The organism is Prodigiosinella confusarubida (assembly GCF_002847015.1).
Classification (GTDB): Bacteria; Pseudomonadota; Gammaproteobacteria; order Enterobacterales; family Enterobacteriaceae; genus Prodigiosinella; species Prodigiosinella aquatilis.
This window is the reverse complement of sequence record NZ_CP025085.1, coordinates 1,234,273-1,248,362: the sequence shown is the minus strand read 5'-3', so window position 1 is coordinate 1,248,362 and position 14,090 is coordinate 1,234,273. Positions and strand designations below refer to the sequence as shown.

The following is a 14,090-nucleotide window of genomic DNA, read 5'->3' as shown; positions in this document are numbered from 1 at the left end:
TTAAACTCCCACCTTCCATGACAGCGTGCGCAACAGGTCAGCAAAGACCCCGGCCGCAGTCACATCATTTCCTGCTCCGTATCCGCGCAAAACCAAAGGCAACGGCTGATAATAACGACTGTAGAATGCCAGCGCATTCTCACCGTCTTTCACCTTGAACAACGGATCATTGCCACCAACAGCACTGATTTTTACCTTACATTTCCCGTCTTCAATCATACCGACATAACGTAACACTTTTTCTTCTGCGCGAGCCTGTTCAACACGGTGGGCAAACGCGCTATCCACTTCAGGCAGACGAGCCAGAAAACTTGCCACATCGCCTGAAGCGTCAAAACTGTCAGGCAGCACCGATTCAACCTCAATATCGCTCAGTTCCAGTTCATAACCAGCTTCACGAGCCAGAATCAGCAGTTTACGAGCGACATCCATACCGGAGAGATCATCACGAGGATCCGGTTCGGTATACCCTTTCTCTTTCGCTTGCCATGTTGCTGCAGATAATGACATGCCTTCATCCAGCTTACCGAAAATAAAGGACAGGGACCCAGAAAGAATACCGTTAAACCGGGTCAGTTCATCCCCCGCATTTAACAGATTTTGCAGGTTTTCAATGACCGGTAAACCCGCACCGACATTAGTATCATAAAGGAATTTACGGCGAGACTGGGCGGCAGCACTACGCAGTTGATGGTAATAATGCAAAGAACCGGTATTGGCTTTCTTATTTGGCGTCACAACGTGAAAACCATCGGCAAGGAAGTCAGCATACTGGTCAGCTACCGCCTGACTGGATGTGCAGTCAACAATGACCGGATTCAGCAGATGGTACTCTTTCACCAGTCGAATCAACGTCCCCAGATTGAAAGGCTCACGAGCTTTGCTCAAATCATCACGCCAGGAATCCATGGAAATACCATTGATATCAGTTAGCAGCGCTTTGGAGTTGGCAATACCACAAACTCGCAGATCGATGTGTTTCTGCTTCAGCCACAGTTGCTGACGGTGGATCTGCTCCAACAGCGCGCCACCTACACCGCCTACCCCGATGACAAATACATCGATCATTTGATCGGTATTGAACAACATCTGATGCGCCACACGCACACCTGTGGTTGCGACATCATTATTCACCACGACAGAAATGGACCGTTCTGAAGAGCCCTGAGCGATAGCAATAATATTGATATTGGCGCTAGCCAACGCAGTGAACAGACGAGCAGACAACCCCCGCAGTGTACGCATACCATCACCCACGACAGAAATGATCGCCAGCCGCTGCACCACACCTAACGGCTCCAGCACGCCCTCTTTTAATTCCAGATAGAATTCATCTTCCAGCGTTTTACACGCCCGAGATAGCTCGTTTTGTGAAACACAGAAGCTGATACTGTATTCTGACGACGACTGGGTAATCAGCACGACGGAGATACCTGCCCGGGACATTGCAGCAAAAACACGGGCCGCCATTCCCACCATTCCTTTCATACCCGGGCCGGAAACGTTGATCATGGACATATTATTCAGATTGGTGATGCCTTTAACTGGGTACTGTGTGTCAGTGCTTTCCATCCCAATCAACGTACCTGGCGCCTGAGGATTTTCAGTATTTTTAATAAGACAGGGAATCTGGAACTGGGCAATAGGAATGATAGTACGGGGATGAAGGACTTTGGCCCCGAAATAGGAGAGTTCCATCGCTTCCTGGTAGGACATTGACTTCAGCAACCGCGCATCTGGCACCTGACGCGGATCACAGGTATATACGCCGTCCACATCCGTCCAGATCTCACAGCAATCGGCACGTAAACAGGCCGCCAACACCGCCGCTGAGTAGTCAGAACCATTACGGCCCAGCACCACCAGCTCGCCTTTGTCATTACCGGCCGTGAAGCCTGCCATCAGAATAACGTGATCCTGGGGGATCGCCTGCTCCTGGATACGACGGGTGGACTCAACAATATCTACGGTGGATTCCAGATAGTGTCCTTGCGCCAGCAGTTGCTCAACAGGATTAATCACTGACACCTGGTACCCGCGCGCCTGAAACACCCCCTCCATGATAGCAATCGACAATTTCTCGCCGCGGCAGATAATCGAGGCATTCACACTATCCGGACACTGCCCCAGCAATGAGATACCGTGCAATATCTGCTTGAGCTGGGCAAACTCCTGATTCACCGCGGCTTTCAGGCGGTCATGCGGAAATCCCGGTTGAGCCTGGGACAGCCCTTGCAATAATGAGGAAAAAATAGACTCTGCATCGCTGATATTCGGCAATATATCCTGTCTGGCAACGGTTTTATCAATCATGGCAACCAAATGATTGGTTATTTTGGCCGGTGCTGACAGTACGGTAGCAACCTGTCCTTGACGTGCATTGCTTTCAATAATGTCGGCAACACGCATGAAACGCTCCGCATTTGCCACCGATGTCCCGCCAAATTTCAACACTCGCATTTTTATCAGTTCTCCTGAATTTCAGCCTAAAAAAAAGCCCGCACTGTAAGGTGCGGGCTTTTTTTGATTCTTTTCTACGCGTCAGCCCGCACCGTTACTAATCGTACCGGTGGTGGTAATAATAATCGTGCTCAGGCTGATATAACGCATTGCGTAAATTTCTCGTCAGTTAAAAACTCTGTCTGCCCTATTAGTTAGGGCAATCACACAACTAAGTCAATGGATTTCTTCTGTTCCATCCCAAACTCATACAGACACGAGCGGAATAATACCCCAATAAAATAAAAAAAATAAAATTAAAACTGTTAAAACCAGAATATAAAAGAATATTAACTTATCAAATATTCAGTTGGCTTTATCTTATTTTGATAATGCTTTTTCTACATCATGCAACAAGGTATGGAGCATTGCTGTGTCACGCTGTGCCAGTAACCCCAGACGCTGATATAGCCAGTCACGCAGCTTCTCATCCTGCACTGCGTCAACGACCATCAGTAATCCGTCAATACGTTGCCGCAACGCCAGTAATTGCCCCGGCTGAGCAGGAGCAGCGCTTTCAGAGCAAACCTGCATCAATGAAGCAAGTTGATAACAGTAGACCATGACCGCCTGACCAAGATTTAATGATGGGTAATCCGCCTGCATAGGTACACCAGTTAATAGATCTACCAACGCCAGTTCATCATTGGTCAATCCCGAATCTTCACGTCCAAAAACCAATGCGGCAGAATGAACCCAGTGCTGCTTTTCATCCATAATGTCCAGCAATTCCGTCGGTGTGCAGTAATAATGGAAACGCGCTCGGCTACGGGCTGTGGCCGCTATGCTGAAATCAATATCGGTCAACGCCTCAGACAAGGTAGTAAACGTTTCGACACCATCCAGAATATCGCCTGACCCATGAGCTACCCAACGGGCTGCAGGTTCCAGATGAACGGTACTATCGACTATACGCAAACGACTGAATCCCATTGTTTTCATCGCTCTTGCAGCCGCTCCCACGTTTTCTGCCCGGGCTGGCGCTACCAAAATGATATAAAACCGCACACAACCTCCCATCTCCAATGCCAAGATCGCCGTCATACCGATTGTTCGATAAAACCGCAAGCATAAACCGGGTAATAATTAACAAGGAAACAACAAGTTCAAATAAAACAACGGACAAAAATGAAATTGACTTTCATCGTAAAAATGCCAAAGGAGGCAAATATTTCAAGAAACAAGAATAAATCCTTTTTTATCAAAACAGTAAACTCAAACTGTTATTTTCTCATACCACTAATACTACTATTAGTATTTACTATGCTGAATCGTGTAGAAAAACGCTAAATTGTGACTTAGGCTGACAATCTTGTAAGTATTTTTCACAAAATAGTTAACGTGCTACAATCAAATTTGATATATGTCAACAGAACCGTAGATTTGCCAGCAGACGAAATAAGCGCTCACTGTTATGTTGCTGTTAATAAGGTTAAACTGAGCGCCGCCTTAGGTTCTGTTGCACAGTCTCATCTTCATCTGTCATGCCGATAACCTTGCAGATGAAAAAGTACATCGAAACGTATTTACGTACTTGAGTCAAATGGCAAGTGATGCAGTGAATATTGTTCCTGAATTACTTGATAAAACAAAGACTTCTGTACTCCCGAATCTCTATATTTAGTTGGCAATTTTAGGTAGCAAACATGCAGACCCCGCACATTCTTATTGTCGAAGACGAGTTGGTAACTCGTAATACCCTCAAAAGTATTTTTGAGGCCGAAGGATACATTGTTCACGAAGCCACTGACGGCGCTGAAATGCACCATATTCTGTCTGAAAACGACATAAACCTGGTGATCATGGATATCAATCTGCCGGGTAAGAATGGCTTATTGCTGGCGCGTGAATTGCGTGAACAGGCCAGTGTGGCCTTGATGTTCCTCACAGGCCGGGACAATGAAGTTGACAAGATCCTGGGCTTGGAAATCGGCGCTGACGATTACATCACCAAACCATTCAACCCACGTGAATTGACTATCCGCGCACGCAATCTGTTATCTCGCACCATGAATTTGGGTGGAGGAGCAGAAGAACGTCGTTTGGTGGAAAGCTACCGCTTCAATGGCTGGGAACTGGATATCAACAGTCGTTCTCTGGTCAGCCCGGCGGGTGAACAGTACAAACTGCCACGCAGTGAATTTCGAGCCATGCTTCACTTTTGTGAAAATCCGGGCAAAATTCAGTCTCGAGCCGAACTGCTGAAAAAGATGACGGGACGTGAGTTAAAACCACATGACCGTACAGTCGATGTCACCATCCGGCGTATCCGCAAACACTTTGAATCTACCGCCGATACACCAGAAATCATCGCGACTATTCATGGTGAGGGTTACCGTTTCTGCGGTGATCTGGAAGATTAATACTATGGGCCGGAGTCTTATCTCCGGCCCGTATTATCTTACGCTGCCCACTATTGTGTTTTACCCCACGCCACAATCGGCACTGCACTCAACGCGTTTTTCGGCGAACCGTCTACCAGACGATCAGAGTAGGTCAAATAGACTAATGCGTTACGCTTCTGATCGTAAAACCGTACCACTTGCAGTTTTTTAAAAATTAGCGAAGTACGTTGCTGAAATACCACACTACCTTTCCCTTTACTGTTAATAATCTTATCGCTCAACGTAATCGGTCCCACCTGTTGGCAGGAAATAGCTGCGTCAGAAGTATCTTCCGCCAACCCTAACCCGCCTTTAATACCGCCGGTTTTGGCCCGGCTGAGATAGCAGGTTACGTTATCGACGCCAGGATCATCAAACGCCTCGACGATGATCTTATGATCTGGGCCTAACAGCTTAAAAGCCGTATCTACCGAACCAATTTGTTCAGCATAAACTGATGTAGCGCTTATCATCAGCAACCCGAGACTAAAAAACTGTTTTTTATTCATCATCCTGTTTCTCTATTTAGTAACAAAAAATTATTTGCCTTTACTGGTTAAAAAGCATCATGTTAGATAAATTTCTGTAATATTGCGCGTTAGTCAAATAATCTACTCGATACCCACAAAAAACTTGTGGCAGTGCCTGAAGAAAAAAATTGCTATCATGCAAAGTCTTATATGTTTAGCACTCAGTGTTCTATGAGGATGATCTATGGATCAAGCCAGTATCATACGTGACCTGCTTAACTGGCTGGAAGGTCATTTGGACCAGCCTTTATCACTGGATAATGTAGCGGCAAAAGCAGGCTACTCAAAATGGCATTTGCAGAGGATGTTCAAGGATGTAACGGGCCATGCTATAGGTTCATATATCCGTGCTCGTCGGCTCACCAAAGCAGCGGTTGCTTTGTGTCTGACCAGTCGCCCGATTTTGGATATCGCGCTACAATATCGTTTCGATTCGCAACAGACTTTTACGCGAGCCTTCAAAAAACAGTTTGCACAAACGCCAGCATCTTATCGGCACGCCGATGACTGGGATACTTTTGGTATCCACCCACCGCTTCGGTTAGGTCCGTTTACCATGCCCCAGCCGCAATTCATTACTATGCCGGAAACACATTTGGTTGGGATAACGCAAAATTGTAATTGCAGCCTGGAACAGATGTGTAACTTCCGCACCGAAACCCGCGTTCAGTTCTGGCGTCAGTATCTTGGCGAGACAATATTTACCCCGCCGATAATGTATGGATTACATCACTCTCGGCCAAGTAAAGATAAAGATGATGAGCATGAGGTCCTTTATACCACGGCACTGGAACCACAACACGTGCCTGAAGGGGTTCAGCCTGGCAATCCAATTGTGCTGCCCGGCGGAGATTATGCACTGTTCGTCTATGAAGGACCGAAAGACGATTTCCAGGACTTTATTGTCACCCTGTACGATACCTGCCTCCCGACCTATAAGCTGATACGTCGTCAGGGATTTGACGCTGAGCGGTTCCACCCTCAGGGGAATCACGATGAACACCCACCTAAAATCATTCGTTGTGAATATTTAATTCCAATACGGAGTTAACGTTGCAATTCATCCAGAGCCGGGGCGTCAAGATGAGAAACGTCTCCGGCAGTTTCCACGACCCAACCTGATGCCAGCCACAGACTCTGCTGATAATCAATGCGAGACAGCGAACAGTTACGCAGACGCAGACGGCGCTCTGCCCAGGCGGGAAGCCCCAGCAAAGTACTGATCAGGCATCCTAGCGCAATACCGTGACTCACAAACAATGGACGGCTTCCATCCGGCAATGACAGACAGTTATCCAGTACCCGATGTACACGAAGTGCCAGCTCAGCCATTGACTCACCCTGCGGAATGCGGCCATCTGGTGTACCATTCACCAGTTGCTTACGCCAGCCTTCCTCTTCACTGCTCAGCGAGTCGATCAAGCGCCCCTCCAGGATCCCCATGTCCAACTCACGTAAACCCGGCTCCATCAGGATCTGACTGCATCCACAGGCTTGAGCGATAATGTCAGTGGTGCGACGAGTGCGCCCCAAGTCACTGGTAAAAATATGGGTAATCCCCAAACTTTTTACACGATCCGCGACCAGACAAGCCTGATGCTCGCCTGCTGATGTCAAGATACTGTCAGACTGCCCCTGAATACGTCGTGCCACGTTCCATTCTGTTTCTCCGTGGCGAACAAGATATACCTGTAACATGATTGTTTTCCGTTATACTGCATAAAATTAACTACAAGTGTAGGGAATCATTATGTATTACGTTGTAGCGGCTACGACTAATCCGTCAAAAATCAACGCCATAACTTTAGCATTTGCTGATGTTTTTGGCGCAGATAATTGCCGCATTGAAGGTGTTGATGTCGACAGTGGTGTTCCCTATCAACCACTTGGCTCAGTAGAAACTCGTACTGGAGCAAGAAATCGGGTAATGATGGCTCGCCAGGTCCGCCCAGAAGCTGATTTTTGGATCGGCGTAGAAGCTGGTATTGAAGAAAGTATGACCTTCGCCTGGATGGTGATAGAAAACGCTCATATTCGCGGTGAATCCCGGTCAGCCAGCCTGGTATTACCAGAAAGTATTCTGCAAGGCATCCGGGAAGGCCGTGAACTGGGTGATGAAATGGCACGGCTGACCGGCATACAGGATATCAAACATCAAGGCGGCGCCATTGGCTTTTTTACCGCAGGGAAACTGTCTCGCGCCAGTGTTTACCATCAGGCACTGCTGCTGGCACTGGTACCTTTCCATAACGAACTCTATCAACAACCCGCTGCGACATCATCAATCTGACGGCGTTTGTCTTTATGCTTCATCCTCAGACAATAACTGCACTTCCAGCCAGTTTTTCAACTCTGGAGGTGCCGCTTTCAGACTGTTTGAACCACGGGTAATGGTAGCGATGCCCGCCCCCAACTCGTTTTTCAACTCCCGTTGGCTCATTTTGCCGTGCATCAGCTCCTGTACAATACGTACTCGTGTCCCCAGAGCAGCCCGCTCATCCGGAGTCAAAAGCAACTGCAACAAGGGCTGTTCAAGATTTTCAGCCACGGACTGCTGCAATAATGCAATGAAACGTAACCAATTTTTGCTATCTTGCTCAGAAAGAGCAGGATCGTTGGGAAATAACGGTGTCATAACAACCTGCCATACTATTTGACTAGTACATCAGCATACCACACTAATCAAAAAACAACAGAAGACCGCATAATGCACAACACCGGAGAGAAAGCCGCGCTAACGGCTGCTTTCTCTGTTAATGGATAGCATGATTAGTAACGACGCTGCCACTCGCTGTTTACCAGCAACTGAGTCGGACGGTGAAGAAAATTACGGTAGAAGGCATCATAGGCCAGCACATTTTTCACATAACCACGCGTTTCTGAAAATGGAATACTCTCGACAAACGCCACCGCATCAATCCGTCCATCGCTATTTTTCAGCCAGTTTTTCACCCGTGACGGACCCGCATTATAAGCAGCCGAAGCCAGGATGCGGTTCTGACCAAAGGATTGATAAACATATTCCAGATAATTGGTTCCTAACAGAATATTGATTTTTGGATCCAATAACTGACTGCTATTGTTGTAGCTGATGATGTTATACATTTTAGCCGTGTGTTGAGCAGTCGCCGGCATCAGTTGCATCAAACCTGAAGCCCCGGCTGCGGAGCGGGCCTGTGGATTCCAGGCACTTTCCTGGCGGGCAATCGCCATCGCATAACTCTGCGTAATGCCTTTGCCTTGTGTGGCCTGACGGAATTCGTCATTCCAGGCTAACGGGAAACGCTCTTCAAGATAATTCCACAACTTCGCAACGATCGTCGCCTGAACGCTCAAATCAGGCCAGTGCTGTTCAAATGCAAAACGGGCCAATTCTTCCTGCTGCAGACGATCGCTACTGGCAACCAGCGAAGTCCATTCAGCGCGAGCCAGATTATCCATCTGCCAAAACATCAATTCACGGATACGGGCAATTTCAGGCTGTTGGCTAATCGATGGGTCAGGTTTGGCCGCTACCATAACCGTTAGAGGATAATTCACATTCAGCTTCTGCGCGGCCACCATAGGGTAGAATCCACGCTTTTTCATCAATTCGCGTAGTTGTGCTTCACCTTCCGAACGGTGTCCCTGATCCAATAACAGTACTGCCTGCCAGTAACGCCACTCATCTTTCTGCAGGACCGAATTTGGCAGATAAGATAGCCAGAGCGCTAATCCTTTTTTGTCTCCCTCCCCTAGCGCCAGACGGACCCGACGTTCCAATAATGAAATGGAAGTACTGCGCTGAATCACCGCATCACGCCAACTCGCCTGTTCAGGCGTCACATCACTGCCCATCAGGTTCCAGGCAATATCCTCTTCCATTCCCTGCCGCTCTTCATCGCTCATCTTTTGCAGACGAACGATGGACGACAACACCGATCGTGCCTTATCTGGGTCTTGTCGGGCCATACGATGGAATGCTGACAATGTCACTTTGCGGGTAAAATCCGTCGGCCCAACCGAACGGGCGAACTGCTCAACCGTCGTCGGATTGTTCAGAAGTTTCACCAGCGCATCACTCATGGTCTTATAATCTGCCGGGAGTTGCTGCAATAGATGGCTCACCAATCCAGTGTTGCCCGTCGATATCGACAGCCGTATCCGTTCCAGAATCGTCAATGGCGTCATACCACCGGATTGCTGCCAGGCAGTAAATAGTTTGTCACAAGCGGATGGCAGTGAATGTCCTGTCAGCCAGATATCCCGGGTTTGTTCCCATACCGTCTTTCCCTGACCGGTCACCCACTGTGCATACAGGTAATTGCAACGTGCAGTAACCGGTTTTGGCGATTCCGGGCTGAAGGCCAGCAACCCAGACCAATCCTGGCGGCGCGCCAGCTCATTAACAAAACTGGTTTTCAGATTACGGACCATAGGTAACGTTGGATATTTGGCGATAAACTGCCTGACCTGGTCTGCACTCAGTTGCGACATATCCTGTGTTAACAACCGGTATTCCAGATAAGGATAAAGTGGATAGGTTTGCAGGGTTGGCATTAATTGCGCCACGGTATCCAGTCGGTTATTATCCAATGCTAGCTTCACCTGTTGATACCGCTGACGCTGCGCATCAAGCGTGTCGGCCTGCACATAATATGAAATACCCGCCAACCACAATACCGCCAGGACATATCGCCAAAAAACTGCATTAAACATGCTTACCTTGACCTCATTCGTTATCACTTCCGTAATCGATATAACGGCTGAACATCAGCATAAACGCTCACGACATCCACACTCGTAACCACAACACCCTATTTATGCTGGTTAAGTGTGGCACATCCTATCCAAGTACGATACGTCATACTGATATCAGAGCCGTGTGAAATTCTACAACATGTTGTAACAAACCAATTGGAGGAAACCTTTCCCTCCCGCTTTACAAGTGCGGGATAAAATGGTGGGAATAGACATCGCATACTGAAGCAGCAAATCGCCGGATAGCTGGGATCGAACGATGAAACCAGCTAAACTCCGTCAACAGACCAAAGGCTTATTGAGATAAGTTCTGACTCATTTGCCGGATGTGATACATCCCATCCAGTGCTACCACCAAATATGTGCTCCGAATCCCGTAGCGCATCGCTAAAACTGACAGAGAGAGGCTCAGAGCAACGTGGCTCAATATGTTTACACCATGCACCGCGTCGGCAAAGTGGTTCCGCCGAAACGCCATATTCTGAAAAACATCTCCCTCAGCTTTTTCCCAGGTGCCAAGATTGGCGTTCTGGGTTTGAACGGAGCGGGTAAATCGACCCTGCTGCGTATCATGGCTGGAATAGACAAAGATATCGAAGGCGAAGCTCATCCACAGCAGGGAATCAAAATAGGCTACCTTCCCCAGGAACCGCAGCTCAATCCTGAACAAACCGTGCGTGAGGTTATAGAGGGAGCCGTCAGTGACGTAAAACATGCGCTGACCCGTCTGGATGAAGTGTATGCGGCTTATGCCGACCCGGATGCCGACTTTGACAAGCTGGCCAAAGAACAGGGCGAACTGGAGGCCATTATTCAGGCGCATGACGGGCACCATCTGGACAACCAGCTAGAACGTGCGGCAGATGCGCTGCGTCTGCCACCATGGGATGCTCAAATCAAACAGCTCTCCGGGGGGGAACGCCGCCGGGTTGCCATCTGCCGTTTGTTGCTGGAAAAACCGGATATGCTGCTGTTGGATGAACCAACCAACCACCTGGATGCAGAATCAGTTGCCTGGTTGGAACGCTTCCTGCACGATTATGAAGGTACTGTTGTCGCCATCACTCACGACCGTTACTTCCTGGATAACGTCGCCGGCTGGATTTTAGAGCTGGACCGTGGCGAGGGAATTCCGTGGGAAGGTAATTATTCCTCCTGGCTGGAGCAGAAAGATCAACGGCTGGCACAGGAAGCCTCATCTGAAGCTGCCCGTCGTAAATCTATTGAGAAAGAACTAGAGTGGGTACGACAGAATCCGAAAGGCCGTCAGGCTAAAGGCAAGGCTCGTCTGGCCCGGTTTGAAGAACTCAATAATACGGAATATCAGAAACGTAACGAAACCAGCGAACTGTTTATTCCACCGGGTCCTCGTCTGGGCGATAAAGTACTGGAAGTACAGAACCTTACTAAATCCTATGGTGACCGCGTATTAATTGATAACCTTTCTTTTTCTCTGCCGAAAGGGGCAATTGTCGGGATCATTGGTCCTAACGGTGCAGGTAAATCCACACTGTTCCGCATACTCTCCGGCAAGGAGCCTCAAGATTCCGGTACCGTTACACTGGGTGATACGGTGCAACTGGCTTCCGTGGATCAGTTCCGCGACAGTATGGATAATAGCAAAACCGTATGGGAAGAAGTCTCTGGCGGTCAGGACATCATGCGTATTGGCAACTTTGAAATTCCAAGCCGTGCCTATGTTGGTCGATTCAATTTCAAAGGCGTGGATCAAGGCAAACGTATCGGCGAACTCTCTGGAGGAGAACGCGGACGCGTACATTTGGCGAAGTTATTACAGGTTGGCGGCAATATGCTGTTACTCGACGAACCGACCAATGACCTGGATATCGAAACTTTGCGAGCACTGGAGAACGCGCTGTTGGAGTTCCCCGGTTGTGCCATGGTGATCTCCCATGACCGGTGGTTTCTGGATCGTATTGCTACCCATATCATCGACTACCAGGATGAAGGCAAGGTGGATTTCTTTGAAGGTAACTTCACAGAATACGAAGAATACAAGAAGCGTACACTAGGCGCAGAAGCCCTGGAACCCCATCGCATCAAGTATAAAAAAATGGCGTAACGTTACGCCATTTCACCGAAGCCCGCTAAAAAGCGGGCTTTTATTTATATGGGAATGGAATTAAAAGGTTTCCCAATTCTGATCGCTGCTACTCTTTCTACTGTTACCAATAGCTATTGTGGCAGACGTCGATGGTGTCACGCGAGGTGGTAATGACCTCCGGGACTGAGTATTGTCTGTCAGATGATGGCTAAGCTTGAATACCGCTACTGCCTGCGTCAAATGCTCGGCCTGCGACTCCAGCGAGGAGGCTGCTGCTGAAGCCTCTTGTACCAATGAGGCGTTCTGTTGAGTGGTACCTTCCATTTCAGATACTGCCTGATTTACTTGCCCGATACCGCGACTTTGCTCATCAGATGCTGAAGCAATTTCGCCCATGATATCTGTCACGCTGATCACAGCCTTCACGATTTCATCCATGGTATTACCTGCTTTAGCGACCAGTTCTGAACCAGTGCCGACCAATCGACCTGACTCTCCAATCAGCGATTCAATCTCTTTTGCCGCCTGCGCACTACGTTGTGCAAGACTGCGAACCTCACCAGCAACCACCGCGAAACCACGACCTTGTTCACCCGCTCTGGCCGCCTCCACTGCGGCATTCAATGCCAAAATATTAGTCTGAAAAGCAATACTGTTAATCACCGTGGTAATTTCAGAAATTTTCTTCGAACTGGAGGAAATCTCATTCATGGTATCAACCACATTCTGCACGATATGTCCCCCCTGTTCTGCCTTGGTGGAGGCGTTTCTTGCCAATTGACTGGCATGATTGGCATTTTCAGAGTTCTGTTTCACCGTAGCAGTCAACTGCTCCATACTGGAGGCCGTTTCTTCCAGCGCCGCGGCCTGCTGTTCAGTACGAGAAGAAAGATCAACGTTACCGGCACTGATTTCCGATGCACCCTGATAAATTGAATCTGCGCCTTCACGCACCACGGTGACAGTATTGGTCAAGGAGCTCTGCATATCTTGTAAACTCACACCCAACGTACCAATCTCATTACGACCAAATGTGACTGGCGGTAGCGTCAGATCACCTTCTGCAATTTTCTGAATGCGAGTGACCAGCGTATTGATCGGTGCCAGAATAACCCGGCGGATAACAAAATAGATAAGTATTGCCAACAAGATCGCCGCCGCAAAAGCAGACGCCATAAAGATATAACCCAGTCGGGCGTTTCTAGAAGCAATATTATTAATTTGCGCGGCATAACTTGTCAGATAACTGATTTCCTTGCGCACAGGCACGGTATAATTATCATCCAGTTGGCGCACTGCGGTCGTTTCCAATTCAATCAAACCTTCGAATTCCCCATTACGTGCAGATTCCTGCATCGGTAATACACCTTTATCCCGATACGCGGCGTAGGTTTCGTTAAGCGTTTTGTCCAGCGCTTTTTCCTGCTCGGACTTATCCGTGCGGGCCATATACTCATCAAAACGTTTCTGGGAACTCTTGACACTCGCACTACCTTCACTAAAGGTCTTATTATATGTGTCTTTATCACCAATTCGAGTCGCAGCTGCCGCCTGTATAAACAACTGACGAGCGACACGCAGCTGATCCATACTGCTACTGATACCTGCACGAATATCAGACATACGGTTAGCGGTAGCTAGCGAATCATTACTCTGTTTCAGAAAATAACTGGCAGTACCAATAGAAAGTGCAAACAGAATCAAAATAATAGTAAGCAACGTAATAAACAGAGTAACAAGGCGAATATTACTGATGGAGGAAGGTTTCCCTTTTTGTTCTGGCATTCCGAGCTCTCAATTTCACAACAGATCTGCTGACTACTTCACTTTGCGCGTAGCGCAGACAGGAAGCACGTATGGTACAACGACCAT

At 48.2% G+C, this 14,090-nt stretch carries 12 protein-coding genes and 1 other annotated feature; of the genes, 4 read left to right on the top strand and 8 right to left on the bottom strand.

Translation table 11 applies throughout. The features are described 5' to 3' along the window. From thrA to CWC46_RS05790, 3 genes are all read right to left on the bottom strand, one after another. Window positions 1-2,460 carry a bifunctional aspartate kinase/homoserine dehydrogenase I gene (gene thrA / locus CWC46_RS05795; RefSeq protein WP_021017203.1) on the bottom strand — a complete coding sequence of 820 codons (2,460 nt, stop codon included), beginning with the start codon at window positions 2,458-2,460 and terminating at the stop codon, window positions 1-3. Window positions 2,461-2,487: 27 nt separating this feature from the next. Then, window positions 2,488-2,603 (bottom strand) — a sequence feature (Thr leader region). Beyond that, complete coding sequence (thrL, locus tag CWC46_RS23595) at window positions 2,542-2,610, bottom strand: thr operon leader peptide (RefSeq protein WP_071790906.1); 69 nt, start codon at window positions 2,608-2,610, stop codon at window positions 2,542-2,544. It overlaps the preceding feature by 62 nt. A gap of 210 nt (window positions 2,611-2,820) precedes the next feature. Next, entirely contained in the window at window positions 2,821-3,507 is a 687-nt protein-coding gene (locus tag CWC46_RS05790) for a tRNA/rRNA methyltransferase (protein WP_021017204.1), read from the bottom strand. Window positions 3,508-4,145: 638 nt separating this feature from the next. Here CWC46_RS05790 and arcA point away from each other — a divergent pair. After that, the gene (gene arcA / locus CWC46_RS05785) at window positions 4,146-4,862 is read left to right on the top strand and encodes a two-component system response regulator ArcA (RefSeq protein WP_021017205.1); all 717 of its coding nucleotides are present in this window, start codon (window positions 4,146-4,148) and stop codon (window positions 4,860-4,862) included. 50 nt (window positions 4,863-4,912) lie between these two features. Here arcA and creA read toward each other — a convergent pair whose 3' ends face one another. Further along, on the bottom strand, window positions 4,913-5,392 hold the full coding sequence (gene creA / locus CWC46_RS05780; protein WP_021017206.1) for a protein CreA: 480 nt from the start codon (window positions 5,390-5,392) through the stop codon (window positions 4,913-4,915). A gap of 205 nt (window positions 5,393-5,597) precedes the next feature. Here creA and robA point away from each other — a divergent pair, with 205 nt between their 5' ends. Beyond that, window positions 5,598-6,464: an MDR efflux pump AcrAB transcriptional activator RobA gene (gene robA / locus CWC46_RS05775; protein WP_021017207.1), complete on the top strand. Its 867-nt coding sequence runs from the start codon at window positions 5,598-5,600 to the stop codon at window positions 6,462-6,464. Here the strand turns inward: robA and gpmB are convergent. Beyond that, window positions 6,461-7,111, bottom strand: a complete 651-nt coding sequence (gene gpmB, locus CWC46_RS05770; RefSeq protein WP_021017208.1) for a 2,3-diphosphoglycerate-dependent phosphoglycerate mutase GpmB — start codon at window positions 7,109-7,111, stop codon at window positions 6,461-6,463. The two genes, robA and gpmB, sit on opposite strands and share 4 nt — an antisense overlap. A gap of 52 nt (window positions 7,112-7,163) precedes the next feature. On the opposite strand from gpmB, the gene yjjX reads away from it, so the two are divergent. Beyond that, window positions 7,164-7,703 carry an inosine/xanthosine triphosphatase gene (gene yjjX, locus CWC46_RS05765; protein ID WP_021017209.1) on the top strand — a complete coding sequence of 180 codons (540 nt, stop codon included), beginning with the start codon at window positions 7,164-7,166 and terminating at the stop codon, window positions 7,701-7,703. A 12-nt stretch (window positions 7,704-7,715) separates the two neighbouring features. On the opposite strand, the gene trpR is transcribed toward yjjX, so the two are convergent. Together trpR and sltY are read right to left on the bottom strand one after the other, a co-directional pair. Beyond that, window positions 7,716-8,048: a trp operon repressor gene (trpR, locus tag CWC46_RS05760; protein ID WP_021017210.1), complete on the bottom strand. Its 333-nt coding sequence runs from the start codon at window positions 8,046-8,048 to the stop codon at window positions 7,716-7,718. Between the two features lie 134 nt (window positions 8,049-8,182). Beyond that, window positions 8,183-10,111 (bottom strand): murein transglycosylase, encoded by a 1,929-nt coding sequence (gene sltY / locus CWC46_RS05755; RefSeq protein WP_021017211.1) that lies wholly within the window; start codon window positions 10,109-10,111, stop codon window positions 8,183-8,185. A 460-nt stretch (window positions 10,112-10,571) separates the two neighbouring features. Between sltY and ettA the strand changes: the two genes are divergently transcribed. Beyond that, window positions 10,572-12,236 carry an energy-dependent translational throttle protein EttA gene (gene ettA / locus CWC46_RS05750; RefSeq protein WP_021017212.1) on the top strand — a complete coding sequence of 555 codons (1,665 nt, stop codon included), beginning with the start codon at window positions 10,572-10,574 and terminating at the stop codon, window positions 12,234-12,236. Window positions 12,237-12,296: 60 nt separating this feature from the next. Here the strand turns inward: ettA and CWC46_RS05745 are convergent, their stop codons facing one another. Next, window positions 12,297-14,003 carry a methyl-accepting chemotaxis protein gene (locus CWC46_RS05745; protein WP_021017213.1) on the bottom strand — a complete coding sequence of 569 codons (1,707 nt, stop codon included), beginning with the start codon at window positions 14,001-14,003 and terminating at the stop codon, window positions 12,297-12,299. Window positions 14,004-14,090: the final 87 nt, after the last annotated feature.

Excerpts from the sequence above, each read along its gene's own strand:
- thrA (WP_021017203.1), bottom strand. The coding sequence starts at position 2,460 with ATGCGAGTGTTGAAATTTGGCGGGACATCGGTGGCAAATGCGGAGCGT.
- arcA (WP_021017205.1), top strand. The coding sequence starts at position 4,146 with ATGCAGACCCCGCACATTCTTATTGTCGAAGACGAGTTGGTAACTCGT.
- creA (WP_021017206.1), bottom strand. The coding sequence starts at position 5,392 with ATGAATAAAAAACAGTTTTTTAGTCTCGGGTTGCTGATGATAAGCGCT.
- robA (WP_021017207.1), top strand. The coding sequence starts at position 5,598 with ATGGATCAAGCCAGTATCATACGTGACCTGCTTAACTGGCTGGAAGGT.
- gpmB (WP_021017208.1), bottom strand. The coding sequence starts at position 7,111 with ATGTTACAGGTATATCTTGTTCGCCACGGAGAAACAGAATGGAACGTG.
- yjjX (WP_021017209.1), top strand. The coding sequence starts at position 7,164 with ATGTATTACGTTGTAGCGGCTACGACTAATCCGTCAAAAATCAACGCC.
- trpR (WP_021017210.1), bottom strand. The coding sequence starts at position 8,048 with ATGACACCGTTATTTCCCAACGATCCTGCTCTTTCTGAGCAAGATAGC.
- sltY (WP_021017211.1), bottom strand. The coding sequence starts at position 10,111 with ATGTTTAATGCAGTTTTTTGGCGATATGTCCTGGCGGTATTGTGGTTG.
- CWC46_RS05745 (WP_021017213.1), bottom strand. The coding sequence starts at position 14,003 with ATGCCAGAACAAAAAGGGAAACCTTCCTCCATCAGTAATATTCGCCTT.